Genomic DNA, 14,682 nt, shown 5'->3' on the forward strand with positions numbered 1-14,682 from the left:
GTTTTAAGAATTATCTCTTAATGCATGACACCTCTATCGATCATCTTAATAACATTTGAACTAGGCATAAGGAAGTTAGGGTGTTCTTATGTCCTTTTGTTTATATTTTAAATGCTGCGGGTAAGCCGTCTTCCCATTTTAAGGTTGTTAAATGGAAATAATTAAAGTCCCCTAAAGCCTCTCAGGGTCGAATCTTTTTGTTATAATAAATATTTAATATAGATGTCATAAATAAAATATGGTGAAAGAGTGGGATTAATTGTTCCTTCGCTTCTTTATCTCATTCGTATATTAGGTATAATAAATTTTAGGATTCGACCTTTGTGTGACGTCTCGAGTCAATGGATAAAGAAGGTGAATGAGGAGCTGACATTATGTCAAATCAACTAAAACCCCCTAGATGGGACATAAAAGCAATCATAGCTGTTATTATTACGCTATGTTTTATCATTATACTCACCCTGTATTATTGGCTACTAGGGTTGATGGGTCTTATTATTGCGGGGGCTATTGTAGCCTTACTTAAGTTACAAGATCTTAAACAAAAAAAAGAAGTTGAAGATTATATTTCAACGCTGTCCCATCGGGTTAAAAAAGTAGGCGAAGAAGCTTTATTAGAGATGCCTATTGGTATTATTTTATACAGTGAGAATTATGACATTGAGTGGGTCAATCACTATGTAATGTCACTTACGGAAGAAGAGTCCATTATATCCCACTCTCTGAATACTATCTCAGAGACCCTTATACCGATTTTAAAAGGAGAAACGGACCAAAGGGTTATCTCCATTAAAAAAAGAAGATATAAGGTCATTACGCGCCCTGAGGAACGTCTTCTTTATTTATCAGATGTGACTGAAATCAATATTGTCAAAGATCGCTATGTCAATGAGAAAACTGTTTTGGGCATTATTTATTTGGACAATTACGAGGAAATTACTCAAGGCATGGATGATCAAATTAAAAGTAGTATTAATAACGAAGTAACAAATTTGATTAAACAATGGGGAACGGACCATGGGATTTATTTAAAGCGATTCTCCTCAGAAAAATTTATGGCCGTCTTTAGCCAAAGGATTCTAAGTGAATTAGAGAAAAATCGTTTTGATGTATTAGATAAAGTAAGAGAAATCAAAACCAATGCAACCATTCCGCTTACCCTTAGTATTGGGGTAGGGAAGGACTCTACGGATTTACCTGAGCTTGGACAGATGGCACAGTCCGCTTTAGACCTCGCGCTCGGGCGTGGCGGAGATCAGGTGGCTATTAAGAAGCCTTCAGGGAAAGTGGAGTTTTACGGTGGAAAGTCCAATCCAGTAGAAAAAAGAACGAGGGTACGTGCGAGGGTCATTTCTCAAGCGTTATCCGAGTTGATTCGTGAAAGTGATCAAGTGTTTGTGATGGGCCATAAAAATCCGGACATGGATGCGATTGGAGCGGCCATTGGCATCATGAAAATGGCTGAGGGTAACGGGAAGCTTAGTCGGGTTGTCATCGAACCTGATAACTATGGTCCAGGGGTTATCCGCTTGATGGATGCCATTCAAGAAAATGAAGAACTATGGGCAAAATTTATTTCTAATGACGATGCGGTTGAGTTTGTGACAACAAATTCTTTAGTGGTTGTTGTAGACACTCACAAACCCTCCATGACGATGGAACCACGATTATTAAATAAAACCGATCGGGTTGTTGTCATTGATCACCATAGACGCGGTGAGGACTTCATTCATGATCCAGTGCTTGTGTATATGGAACCTTATGCTTCATCGACAGCGGAGCTTGTCACAGAGCTTCTTGAATATCAGCCGAATTCTGGTCCATTGAAGGTCCTTGAGGCCACTGCCATGCTTGCTGGTATTACAGTAGATACCAAAAGCTTTGCTCTTAGAACGGGCTCACGGACGTTTGATGCCGCCTCATACTTAAGATCACATGGGGCCGATACCATTTTAGTTCAAAGGTTATTAAGAGAAGATCTAGATCAATTTAATCGCCGAACTGCACTTATAAGAAAGACAGAAATGTATCGGGATCATATTGCCATAGTGATTGGTGATGAGGAGGATGTCTTTGATCAAGTCGTGATGGCACAGGCAGCAGACACTCTGCTTTCAATGAATGATGTCAAGGCTTCCTTCGTTGCGGCTCCGAGACTTGATGGCTATATCGGCATTAGTGCACGTTCGTTAGGCGACATTAATGTCCAGGTGATTATGGAAGCATTAGAGGGTGGCGGTCATTTAACGAATGCCGCGACTCAGCTAAAGGTGCCGCTTAAAGAAGTGGAACTAAAATTAAAAGCGGCAATAGATGACTATCTTGAAGGAGGAGAAACAGAATGAAGGTCATTTTTCTAGAAGATGTCAAGGGGAAAGGCAAAGCAGGCGAGGTCAAAAACGTTTCGGAAGGTTATGCAAGAAATTATCTTCTTCCCAAAAACCTTGCTGTTGAGGCTAATAAGGGAAATTTAAAGCAACTCGAAAATAAAAAGCACAGTGAAGAAAAGCGCGCACAGGAAGAGCTTGCTGAAGCCAAGGTGCTCAAAGAAAAGCTAGAAAAAACAGAGATCACGCTTTCTGCTAAATCTGGAGAAGGTGGTCGGTTATTCGGCTCGATAACAAGTAAACAGATTGCTCAAGAATTAAAACAAAAGGGCTTCAAGGTCGATAAGCGAAAAATTGAGCTTTCTGATCCGATTCGCACATTAGGCTATACAGATGTCCCCATCAAACTCCATCATGATGTAACAGCTGTATTGAAGGTTCATGTTAAAGAACAATAGTTTAAAATTAAAAGGGTGTAGGGACTTAAAATCATCAAGGGACCTGCACTTCTTTCTTTCATTTTTTAATCCCTCTAAAAGGAGTCAGTCGGTATGAGTGATTTATTTGCGGATCGTACACCGCCTCAGGATATTGAAGCGGAACAAGCTGTTTTAGGTGCCATCTTCCTTGAACCGCAAGCGATTGTAACAGCATCAGAATCTTTACTCCCAGAAGACTTTTACCGTGCTAGTCATCAACGCATCTATTCGGTTATGCTTGAACTTTCAGAGCGGGGAGAACCGGTAGATGTTGTCACATTAACTTCAGAACTCCGAGACAAGAAACTATTAGACGAAGTAGGAGGACTTGACTATTTAAGTGAGCTTGCAGATTCAGCCCCTACGGCAGCCAATATTGAATTTTATAGTCAGATTGTCGAAGAGAAATCACTTCTTAGGCGATTAATTCGTTCAGCCACACAAATCGTCTCTGATGGCTATACAAGAGAAGACGATGTCGATGTTATTATCGATGAGGCAGAAAAGGGTATTTTTGAAGTCGCACAAAGAAAGAAAGTCTCTGCCTTCAAATCGATTAAGGATGTATTGGTTACAACCTATGACAATATTGAGCTCCTTCATAATCGTAAGGGAGATATTACAGGGATTCCCACAGGATTTACTGAGCTTGATCGCATGACAGCGGGATTTCAAAAGAACGATTTGATTATCGTCGCTGCCCGTCCTTCCGTAGGTAAAACGGCTTTTGCCTTAAATATTGCTCAAAACGTGGCGACTAAAACCGATGAAAATGTTGCGATTTTTAGTTTAGAGATGGGAGCCGACCAGCTTGTCATGCGGATGCTCTGTTCAGAGGGCAATATTGACGCCCAAAAGCTTCGTACCGGGAAGCTGGAGGAAGACGATTGGCAAAAACTTACGATGGCGATGGGGAGCCTTTCAAATGCTGGGATTTATATAGATGATTCCCCTGGTGTGCGCATTAATGAAATTCGAGCGAAATGTCGTCGGCTTCACCAAGAAAGAGGTCTCGGCATGATTCTTATTGATTATCTGCAGCTTATTCAAGGGAATTCTTCAGGTCGAAATGAAAATCGTCAGCAAGAGGTTTCGGAAATTTCAAGATCTCTCAAAGCATTAGCCAGAGAGCTAGAAGTCCCTGTTATTGCCTTGTCGCAGCTATCCCGTGGTGTGGAATCAAGACAGGACAAGCGACCAATGATGTCTGATATTCGTGAATCAGGAAGTATTGAGCAAGATGCTGATATTGTTTCCTTCCTCTATCGTGATGATTATTATGATAAGGAATCCGAAAATCAAAATATTATTGAAATCATTATTGCCAAACAGCGTAACGGCCCAGTGGGTACGGTTGAACTGGCCTTTGTAAAGGAATATAACAAATTTGTTAATTTAGAAAGACGACACAATGAAAATGAAATTCCCGCCAGCATGGCGTAAATAGACTCGTTTAATTTCAGGATAGCTCCTTTTTTGAGCTGTCCTTTTGTTTTATTTTATAAAGAAGAGATGGATTTTTTTAAAAGTGAATCAGAATATTCTGGTCATCAGGACGGTGTGGATTTCCGCTTCAGAACGCTCGCTTTCCTCATGCCCACAGGATGTGGGTAGGATCGGTGTTGTCACAGGACGTGACGATTTTAACCGATCGTCCTTAGTGGTCTCAGCTCATTTTGGAATGAAGATTTGTGTTCCAAGTATTAATGAATAAAAACCCCCTGTTCCTGCGTCTACTCGTATCACTTCGTCGTCAGCTTTCTCGGAACAACTCGAAGTTCACTCGTGAAGTAACGCTGGTTGCTGTTCCCGAAGGAGTCTCGCGTCTTCGGCTCCAATCCACACTTGTTACAGACGATCCCTTTGTATAAGGAAATTTTTCCAGTACATAACTTGGGACAGGGTGCACTTGCCCGGTTGTTCTCGTCACAACCAGGCAGAAAATTCTGTCTAAAATCAAAGTGAAAAGTGTGTTGATTTTCACTTCAAGCTGCTCGCTTTTCAGGGGGCGCGGTCTCGATATTCTCCCTAATTATACGAACATATAAATCTAAATATCTATTAATTGTTCGTAAATACCATTGACTATAAGGAATGGTATTGCTAAAATTGAGGTGTTGCTTTTTTGATACGAATAATTTAAATATGGAAAAAGAATTTACTGGGAGGTCCTCTTTTTATGCCATCAGTTGTTGTAGTAGGTGCCCAATGGGGTGACGAAGGGAAAGGAAAAATTACGGATTACTTGTCAGGTAACTCGGAAGTCATTTCTCGATATCAAGGCGGGGATAATGCAGGCCACACGATTGCATTTGACGGAAAAACGTACAAGCTTCACCTTATTCCTTCTGGCATCTTTTACAAGGATAAAATCTGTGTAATTGGTAATGGCATGGTTGTCAATCCGAAATCATTAGTTGCTGAACTTAATTATTTACATGAGCGAGACGTACAAACAGATAATTTACGTATTAGTAATCGTGCTCATATCGTGCTTCCTTATCACATCAAATTGGACTGTGTTGAAGAAGAGCGTAAGGGTGACGGGAAGATTGGAACGACAAAAAAAGGGATCGGTCCTGCTTATATGGATAAAGCCGCACGGGTGGGGATTCGTGTAGCAGACTTGCTAGAGCCGGATACTTTTAAAGAAAAACTCGAGAAAAACCTCGACGAAAAAAATCGTTTATTAGAAAAGGTTTATGAAACAGAAGGATTTAAATTAGAAGACATCTATGAGGAATATATTGCTTACGGAAAGGCAATAGCGCCTTATGTATGTGATACTTCTGTTGTGTTAAATGATGCATTGGATCAGGGCAAGCGGGTCCTTTTTGAGGGCGCACAAGGCGTTATGCTTGATATTGATCAAGGCACCTATCCCTTTGTAACGTCCTCCAATCCTGTTGCCGGTGGGGTTACCATAGGGGCAGGCGTTGGGCCGACTAAAATCAATCACGTCGTCGGTGTAACAAAAGCCTATACAACACGCGTGGGCGATGGTCCTTTTCCAACTGAACTTCATGATGAGATCGGAAATACCATTCGTGAGGTTGGTCGTGAATATGGAACGACAACAGGAAGACCAAGAAGAGTCGGTTGGTTTGACAGTGTTGTTGTCCGTCATGCCAAGCGTGTCAGCGGGATTACAGACCTGACGTTAAACTGCTTAGACGTATTAACAGGGCTCGACACTGTTAAGATTTGTGTCGCTTATAGATATAAAGATAAAACGATTGAGGAATATCCAGCAAGTCTTAAGATCCTTGCTGAATGTGAACCGATTTATGAAGAAATGCCTGGTTGGAAAGAAGATATTACTCAAATCAAGGGGCTTGATGAGCTGCCAGAAAATGCGAGACACTATCTGGAAAGGGTCTCACAATTAACAGGTGCTCCTGTCTCAATATTCTCAGTAGGACCTGATCGTGACCAAACTCATCTTATCCGTCCAGTGTTTGCTTAATAGAAGGTATTTAAAAAGTCACCGTTACCGCGGTGGCTTTTTATAAATATAAGAATGTATAAAATTCTGATTCTGGTCATAAGGAAGGTGTGGATTTACGCTTCAGAACGCTCGCTTTCCTCGGGCACGGCCTCAGCTCATTTTGGAATGGTTAATCTGTGTGTTCCAAAATGGATCTTCGGACACGTGCTGTTCCCGAAGGAGTCTCGCGTCTTCCGCTTCAATCCACTTGATACTGATGAAGCATTTTGGTAAAAAACTTTTTAATACCCAACTGAATGAGGACCGGGCATGCTTTTCGCCCGGTTTTTCTAAAAGGAAAAGAAAGCATAAATGGGTGTCATCAAAAGGTGTTCATCTCCACTCTAGGTTGCTTGTTTTCCTTCTTACCATAAAGGGGTCTCCAAAAAGTGTGCTTTACTTTTTGTGAGAAAAAAGTAAAGCGCTTTAAGAGAATGTGTTATTTACCATATATAGGCATAAGGTGCCGAGTTCATTTTCAAACCCTTTGTGGTGTGATAAAATAGATTGAATGAAGTCGTATAATCCTTGAAGGAGTGACTTTTATGGATGAGAAAATTCTAGTTGTTGATGATGAACAACCAATTGCAGATATATTAGAGTTTAATTTGAAAAAAGAAGGCTTTAGTGTCACGGTAGCCTATGATGGGGAACAGGCCCTCGAGAAGGTTGAACAAGAGGAGCCAGATTTGATTCTCCTTGATGTGATGCTACCGCAAAGAGATGGCATGGAAGTTTGCCGCGAAATTAGAAAGAAATATAACATGCCCATTATTATGCTCACCGCTAAAGATTCAGAAATAGATAAAGTGCTAGGATTAGAAATGGGCGCCGATGATTATGTCACCAAGCCCTTTAGTAATCGCGAGCTCATTGCCCGTGTTAAGGCCAATCTTCGTCGCCACCAGCAAGTTGCTTCAAAAGAAGATGAAGTGACAGAGATCACCATTGGCGCCTTGGCGATTCGCCCAGATGCTTATCTTGCCACCAAACGCGGGGAACCTATTGAACTCACACATAGGGAATTCGAGCTTCTCTATTACTTAGCCAAGCACCTTGGTCAAGTGATGACACGGGAGCATTTATTGCAAACGGTATGGGGATACGATTATTTTGGTGATGTCCGTACGGTTGATGTTACCGTCCGACGATTGCGGGAAAAAGTAGAAGATAATCCGAGTCGACCCGCTTGGATCATTACACGTCGTGGTGTGGGCTATTATTTAAGAAATCCTGAGCAGGAGTAATCATTTATGCGTATGTTCGGTTTTTTTAAATCGATCCAATTTAAATTTGTCCTGATTTATACCTTATTGATTTTACTCGCGATGCAGTTAATTGGCGTAGATTTTAGCACCTCCTTAGAGAAAAGTTATATAGAAAATAAGCAGGATTCAATGGAAAAGGAAGCTAACACGCTGTCCTATTTTATTAGCGAGGCGATCAAGAAGGCGCAGGAGACCAATAAGGGGGATACGAAGGCCATCTCTGATGCTATCCAAGCTCAGTTAGCGGATGCAGGGGATGACACGAGTGTCAAAGTCTTTTCTAAGGACCGCATTATCCTCGCTTCGAATGATAATAAAACGAATGAAGTGGGAAAACAGAGTAATAATCCATATGTCGTCAAGGATTTATATACCTCTAATAAGACCAAACCAAGAATCCTAACTAAAAATAATAGCCGCGTCATGATTGTGACAACACCAATTTATATCAATCAAGGGCAAGATAAGTTTGCATTACTTTATATGGAAAACTCCCTCAATGAGATTTATAAAGAATTGCGGACAACCAATAATTATCTCGCTTCGGCTATTGTGATTGCATTAATTGTCACAGCCTTGCTGGGCTTCTTCCTTGCGCGCACGATTACTAAGCCCCTTGCCCAAATGAGACGACAGGCTCGAGCAGTTTCTGAAGGAGATTTTTCCCTCCGAGTTGATCATAATGATGATGATGAAATTGGACAATTAGCGGATTCATTTAATAATATGACTGATCGTCTTCAAGAAGCCAACGCAACAACAGAGGCAGAGAGGCGACGCCTGCATTCGGTATTGACCTATATGACGGATGGCGTTATTGCAACCGATCGTAACGGGAATATTATTCTCCTAAATGATCGCTCTGAAGAACTCCTACATGTCTATCGTCAGGCTATTCTTGGGAAATCTATTATATCGTTGTTGAATATTGAAGATGAATACCACATTGATGATCTATACGAGATGCAGGACTCTATGATGCTCGACTTTAGTACTGAGCACCAAAAATTACTCATTCGCGTGAATTTTTCCGTCATTTTAAAGGAAAATGGCGCATTAGACGGTCTGATTGCAGTCCTTCATGACGTCACTGAGCAAGAGCAAATTGACGAGGAACGCCGCGAGTTCGTTGCCAACGTTTCTCATGAACTTCGGACACCCTTGACGACGATGAGAAGTTATTTAGAAGCTTTGTCTGACGGCGCTGTAGAAGATGAGGAATTAAGAGATAAGTTTCTCGGTGTGACCCAAAATGAGACCGAACGGATGATTCGCCTCGTTAATGACTTACTTCAGCTTTCCAAATTAGATGCTGATGATTCAAATTTCAATAAAGAAACAACCAACTATATTGCCTTCTTAAGTGATATTATTGACCGCTTTGAAATGGCGAAGACACAGAACATCGAATTTGTACTGAAACTGCCAAAAGGACCGATCTACACATACCTTGATCGCGATAAAATGACACAGGTTATCGATAATATTATTTCAAATGCGATTAAGTATTCACCAGATGGTGGACGCATTACATTTAAGGTCATCCAAAAGGGTAACCATTTGGTCACGGGTATTAAAGACGAAGGGGTCGGGATTCCAAAGGAAAATCTGACAAAGGTTTTTGATCGCTTTTTCCGTGTAGACAAGGCGCGCTCTCGTAAACTAGGAGGGACAGGCTTAGGTCTTGCCATTGCAAAAGAGATCGTTGCTGCTCATGGCGGCGAAATTTGGGCCGACAGCGAATGGAATAAAGGAACAGCCATTTTCTTTACACTCCCACTGTCAAAAGGAGGGAATATGGATGCGTGAAACTTTTAAAACAATTCTTCTTACCGTTCTTGTTTTATTAAGTATGTTTTTCACGTGGAACATATGGACCTTCCAAGGGGATTTTAAGGAAGAACCGAAAACTTCTGTGCAGAGTGCGAGTATTGCCAAAACCTCGAAATCTTATAATTTAAACGATGTCGTGAAGCCTTATCAGTTTATTATCCATACCAATCATCGTTTATATGGCAATGTCGATAGTGATGTCATTGATCGTATGTTCAGCACGATTTTAGCGGCCAGATGGACACTTCCAGTCAATACAAATTTTGATGAATCTCATCTTAATAAGGAATATGAATTAGTTTTCTCTGCACCTATTACCGCAGAGTTGATCCAGAGTCTCTTTAAATTTTCTAATGATAATGTCAGCCTACCGAATAATCTCATGATCTATAAGATTGCTTTAATCTTAGAATCAGATGAGACAAACAACGCATCGAAAACAGCAACAATTGTGTTTAAGGATGCGACAGGCAAAGGTGTTTTTTATGCGACAAGCAAAAACTTTAATGTCAGTAAAATAGAATCTTTAGGGAATGAGAAGGATTTAGGGGAGATCTGGTCTGAATATATGGCCCAAGAAGTAAAAAACGGGAAAAAGATCTATTTGCCGGAAAAGGCCATGACAAATATGACACCGAAAACGTTTATCTATAAGCCGGTGCAGATTGAGCGTTTTGAACAAATTTTATTTCCTGACTTGAGTCAAGTTACGCCTAATGGCAGTGGCGTTTATACGGATGGGGAGAATATGTTGTCTTCAGATCAGGATGTGCTCACTTTCAAATCGTATAACGGCTCTTCAAGTGCTTCACAGGATATGGACACGATTTATGAAAGCTGGGCAAAGGTTAATAGTTTAGGCGGTTGGACTGATCATTATATTTATGATGATTATATTGTTAAACCGACAAACGGGGAATCCGATGTGAGCTTCCGGATGATGATTGATAATTTACCTGTCTATAGTCCGACGAATGCCTACCAAACCATGGTTTATATGAAGTGGAATAAGGGGCAGTTGACTGAATTTAATCGAACATTGTTGGACTTGAATTCTGTTCGTCTTTATGAAGGTGATAATGTTCATCTTTATTCTGGACAAGAGGCCCTTGCTATCCTCAAAGAAAATGGCGAAAATCTAAAGGATATTCAAGATATTCGTGTCGGTTATATTTTATATAAAAACCAAGATCAGCAGTCGGTCACCTTAACCCCATCTTGGTTATATAAAAAAGATGACCAGTGGAATGAATTAATTTCACAAAGTGATGCTGAACGAAATGCACAATTGAAAAACAAAAATGTGAACAATCAATTGGGGGGAAGTGGGCAATGAATTGGGGGCAAACAAAGACCATCTTTATTATTTGCTTTCTTCTCCTCAATATCTTTTTAGGCTATACGATGTGGCATAATCGCCATGAGTATCAAGAACAATATGAGAGCCAAAGTGACCCGGACTTTGATCAGCTCATTCAATCCAAAAGAATCGATACGTCCCAGATCGATATGCCCAATGCAAAACAGCAGGTCACCTTTTTAGAAGGGACGCCTATTGATTTTAATAACTCTGCGATAAAAAAAGTACTCAATAAATTAAGCGGGGGCAAAGATAAAAAAGTTTTTTCATATAGTCTAGATAACAGTAATATGAAACTGGATGTAGAGTTTGAGCAGACGATTACCTTGCCGAAAAACCCAAGTTCAGATGATATTAATGCCTTCTTAAAAACTTATGTTTATAAAGGAGATCAGTACCAATATTGGAGTAGTGATAAAGCGGAGGATGGCGAGACAACCTATCATTTCATTCAAACGTTTAATGATTATCAGGTGTTCTCTATTCCAAAGGGTGAAGTCAGTACACTCAATGTTCAAGTGAAGAATAATAAGGTCATTGGCTATGATCAAACCTATATTCATATTGAAGATTCAGGAGAAAAAATGGCGATGGATGTCACGCCAAAGGATGCGCTGCAGCAGCTTTGGAATAACAATTACCTTCCTATTTTGAAGAAGCCTGAAATTCTAGCGATTAATCTATGCTATATCAATATTGTTCAAGATATGAAAGTGCAATCTACGGTAAATTACATTCCTGCTTGGTATATAAAAGTGAAATTAACAGACGGTGTTCAAGGTTACTTTGTTTCGGATTTAAATGTCACGCCCATTGATGACGGGGAAGAAACGGGGGATTAAACGATGGCTTTACAATTTAGTGTCCTTGCGAGTGGCAGCACAGGTAACGCCATTTATGTCGAAAGTGAGCAGTATAGACTCCTTGTGGACTGCGGCTTAAGTGGTAAAAAGATGGAGGGACTTTTTTCTAAAATTAATCGTTCTCCCAAAGACTTGGATGCCATTTTGGTCACTCATGAACATAGTGATCATGTCAAAGGCCTTGGCGTCTTTTCACGTCGTCATCGCCTTCCCATTTATGCGAATGAAAAGACTTGGGCCGCTATGAGTGGTTCCATTGGTGAGATTCCAACAGATCAAAAATTTGTTTTTGATTGTGGTAGTACTAAAATGTTTGGTGATATTGACGTCGAGTCGTTTGGTGTATCTCATGATGCGGCGGAACCGATGTTCTTTGTCTTTCGCCAGGCGCAAAAAAGTCTCACACTCCTCACTGATGTAGGTTATGTCTCAGATAAAATAAAAGGCACCATTCAGCAATCTGATGCGTACATAATCGAAGCGAATCATGATATCTCCATGTTAATGGCTGGACGCTATCCGTGGAACGTGAAGCGCAGGATATTAGGAGATTCTGGCCATATTTCGAATGAAGACGCCGGTACGGCCTTGGTTGACGTTTTAGATGACCGCACGAAGAAGATTTATTTGGCTCACTTAAGTAAAGATAATAACATGAAGGAACTCGCCCGTATGACCGTTCAGCAACGCTTGGAGCAAGAAGGCTTGCGCATTGGTGAAGCCCTCCGGCTTTATGATACGGATCCAGAGATGCCTACGAAATTAGAAGTCGTGTGAAAAACACGGCTTTTTTTTAAAAGATCAGAAGTTATAAAACTTCTGGCCAGCAGGACGATGTGGATTTCCGCTTCAGATCACTCGCTTTCCTCATTCCCACAGGACTAAGGAAAGCGTCTAAGAGAATAATCCTCGCAGAAAAATCGTGTTTTTACGATTTTTTGATGTGGGTAGGATCGGTGTTCGACGCACCATCGGGGTCCCCGAAAAGTGTTCTTTACTTTTTGGGGTGGCAATCGGGGTCCCCGAAAAGTGTTCTTTACTTTTTGGGGTGGCAATCGGGGTCCCCGAAAAGTGTTCTTTACTTTTTGGGGTGGTTGAGGTGCTCGCTTCGACGTTGTCACACGGATGTGACGGCTTTAGTCGAGGATCCTTAATGACGTGACGATTTTAACCGATCGTCCTTAGTGGCCTCAGCTCATTTTGGAATGGAATATATGTGTTCCGAGTCTCGTATCTTCCGCTCCAATCCACTTGATACTGACGAATCATTTTGGCAAAGAAACATTTTAATGTCAACTGAATGGGGACCGGGCACGCTTTCGCCATTAAAACTTGGCGAAAAACACGTCTTCTAATGTTTCAGAATATAGTGGATAGGGGAATAATAACTGGAAAAGATGTAAATATCAAAAATGTCACATAATCCATCGGGAAAATGGGAATACCGATATAATGACAAGTAGAAATGACACAGGTGAAAAGGTAAGGTGATTGTTATGGGTTATTATGATGATGATAACTTTTCTGGTTCGGAGCCACCCACACGAAAGCCTAATGGCCGAAGAGGCGGGTGGTTTATTTCAGGACTTCTCGGAGCGATTGTCGGGATTGTGTTCTTTTTTCTCATCTCACCTTTTTTAGAAAATCAAGGTTGGTTACCTAGTAGTTCTGAGCAAAATGCCAACACAAATATCTCCTCTAATTCAGGAGGTCCTACATCGACGAAAAATGTAAGTCTTAATGTTACTTCTTCCGCGACAAAGGCTGTTGATACTGTTTCTCCGGCGGTTGTTGCGGTGATTAATTTGCAAAGTGCTGATTTCTTTGATAATCAGTATACCGAGACCGGAATCGGTTCAGGGATTATCTATAAAAAGGACGGCAACTTTGCTTATGTTGTCACCAACAACCACGTTGTGGAGGGCGCCGGTAAGGTTGAAGTGCGCTTCGACGATGAAACGAAAGTGGATGCTAAGGTGTTAGGAACGGATTCGCTGTATGATTTGGCTGTATTGCAGATTCCCTCCAAACAGGTGAAAAAGGTCGCTCAATTTGGCAGCAGTAAATCTTTGAAGCGTGGTGAGCCTGTCATTGCGATTGGGAACCCACTTGGTTTCTCTGGATCTGTCACTGAAGGGATTATCAGTGCACAAACACGTTCCATTTCAAGAACTATTGATCTCAAAAGTGGAGGTCAGGTCACTTGGAATGCGGAGGTGCTTCAGACAGATGCAGCCATCAACCCAGGAAATAGTGGCGGTGCCCTCGTCAATATTGATGGTCAAGTTGTCGGGATTAACTCGCTTAAAATCTCCGAATCCTCTGTTGAAGGGATTGGTTTTGCGATCCCGATTGATGTCGCACAACCTGTTATTAATCAACTCGAGACCAATGGTAAGGTGGAACGCCCTTATATAGGCGTTAGCATGACCGATCTTAATCAATTGCCTGCACAGTCCATACAGCAATTGAAAGTGCCGAATAACGTGCATACCGGTATTGTCGTCACCGATGTTGTCCAAGGCGGACCGGCAGATAAAGGCGGTATTCAGTCAGGAGATGTCATCGTATCGATCGGCGGTCACAGCATTGATGAAAATGCTGATTCAGCAACCACTGACTTCTCGACTTATTTGTACAAAAATCTGAATGTCGGGCAAACAGTCAAAGTGAAGGTCTATCGCAATGGTAAAGAAAAAACGTTAAATGTAAAACTTGGCGGAAAAGTCTTCTCATAAAATAAACAGAGAGATAAAACAAGAAAAAGAAATAGAGGCAAAACCCCAGATGACAAGTCCATCTGGGGTTTTAGTGTGCACAGGAAATCACCATTGAAGGATGGTATAATAACCAAAGAAAGTAAACAGAAATGAGGGTAAGCTATGATCTATAGCTGTCTTGAAGATATTGAGTTAGCATTAGAGGCGATCATTGATGACACCCAGGAACCGCCGATCATTGAAGCCTTATCAGAGGAAGAGCAGTTATCCACACGCTGTGAATACTGCCAGGAGCCGGCTCAATATCTAGTGACAAACATGAATTCTGATACATGATGTGGATAA

Annotated in this window: 12 protein-coding genes; all 12 read left to right on the plus strand. The window is 41.1% G+C overall.

Going from position 1 to position 14,682, the window contains the following annotated elements; translation table 11 throughout:
• Nucleotides 1-374 precede the first annotated feature (374 nt).
• Nucleotides 375-2,345, plus strand: coding sequence for a DHH family phosphoesterase (locus IEV91_RS08220; protein WP_188496945.1), 1,971 nt, complete (start codon nt 375-377; stop codon nt 2,343-2,345).
• On the plus strand, nt 2,342-2,785 hold the full coding sequence (rplI, locus tag IEV91_RS08225) for a 50S ribosomal protein L9 (protein WP_188496946.1): 444 nt from the start codon (nt 2,342-2,344) through the stop codon (nt 2,783-2,785). The genes IEV91_RS08220 and rplI overlap by 4 nt, the downstream gene beginning before the upstream one ends.
• Nucleotides 2,786-2,878: 93 nt before the next feature.
• Nucleotides 2,879-4,249 carry a replicative DNA helicase gene (dnaB, locus tag IEV91_RS08230; RefSeq protein WP_188496947.1) on the plus strand — a complete coding sequence of 457 codons (1,371 nt, stop codon included), beginning with the start codon at nt 2,879-2,881 and terminating at the stop codon, nt 4,247-4,249.
• A gap of 85 nt (nt 4,250-4,334) precedes the next feature.
• On the plus strand, nt 4,335-4,520 hold the full coding sequence (locus tag IEV91_RS08235) for a hypothetical protein (protein ID WP_188496948.1): 186 nt from the start codon (nt 4,335-4,337) through the stop codon (nt 4,518-4,520).
• A gap of 465 nt (nt 4,521-4,985) precedes the next feature.
• On the plus strand, nt 4,986-6,272 hold the full coding sequence (locus tag IEV91_RS08240; protein ID WP_188496949.1) for an adenylosuccinate synthase: 1,287 nt from the start codon (nt 4,986-4,988) through the stop codon (nt 6,270-6,272).
• 566 nt (nt 6,273-6,838) lie between these two features.
• Complete coding sequence (gene yycF, locus IEV91_RS08245; protein WP_188496950.1) at nt 6,839-7,540, plus strand: response regulator YycF; 702 nt, start codon at nt 6,839-6,841, stop codon at nt 7,538-7,540.
• 6 nt (nt 7,541-7,546) lie between these two features.
• Complete coding sequence (walK, locus tag IEV91_RS08250) at nt 7,547-9,370, plus strand: cell wall metabolism sensor histidine kinase WalK (RefSeq protein ID WP_188496951.1); 1,824 nt, start codon at nt 7,547-7,549, stop codon at nt 9,368-9,370.
• Nucleotides 9,363-10,730: a YycH family regulatory protein gene (locus tag IEV91_RS08255; RefSeq protein WP_188496952.1), complete on the plus strand. Its 1,368-nt coding sequence runs from the start codon at nt 9,363-9,365 to the stop codon at nt 10,728-10,730. Before walK ends, IEV91_RS08255 begins: the two co-directional genes overlap by 8 nt.
• Complete coding sequence (gene yycI, locus IEV91_RS08260) at nt 10,727-11,596, plus strand: two-component system regulatory protein YycI (RefSeq protein WP_188496953.1); 870 nt, start codon at nt 10,727-10,729, stop codon at nt 11,594-11,596. Before IEV91_RS08255 ends, yycI begins: the two co-directional genes overlap by 4 nt.
• 3 nt (nt 11,597-11,599) lie before the next feature.
• Nucleotides 11,600-12,394 carry an MBL fold metallo-hydrolase gene (locus IEV91_RS08265; RefSeq protein ID WP_188496954.1) on the plus strand — a complete coding sequence of 265 codons (795 nt, stop codon included), beginning with the start codon at nt 11,600-11,602 and terminating at the stop codon, nt 12,392-12,394.
• A 719-nt stretch (nt 12,395-13,113) separates the two neighbouring features.
• Nucleotides 13,114-14,355 carry a S1C family serine protease gene (locus tag IEV91_RS08270; RefSeq protein ID WP_188496955.1) on the plus strand — a complete coding sequence of 414 codons (1,242 nt, stop codon included), beginning with the start codon at nt 13,114-13,116 and terminating at the stop codon, nt 14,353-14,355.
• A gap of 144 nt (nt 14,356-14,499) precedes the next feature.
• On the plus strand, nt 14,500-14,673 hold the full coding sequence (locus tag IEV91_RS08275; RefSeq protein WP_188496956.1) for a CxxH/CxxC protein: 174 nt from the start codon (nt 14,500-14,502) through the stop codon (nt 14,671-14,673).
• The last annotated feature ends 9 nt before the right edge of the window (nt 14,674-14,682 follow it).

It is taken from the genome of Pullulanibacillus pueri (assembly GCF_014639255.1).
In the GTDB taxonomy this organism is placed as follows: Bacteria; Bacillota; Bacilli; order Bacillales; family Sporolactobacillaceae; genus Pullulanibacillus; species Pullulanibacillus pueri.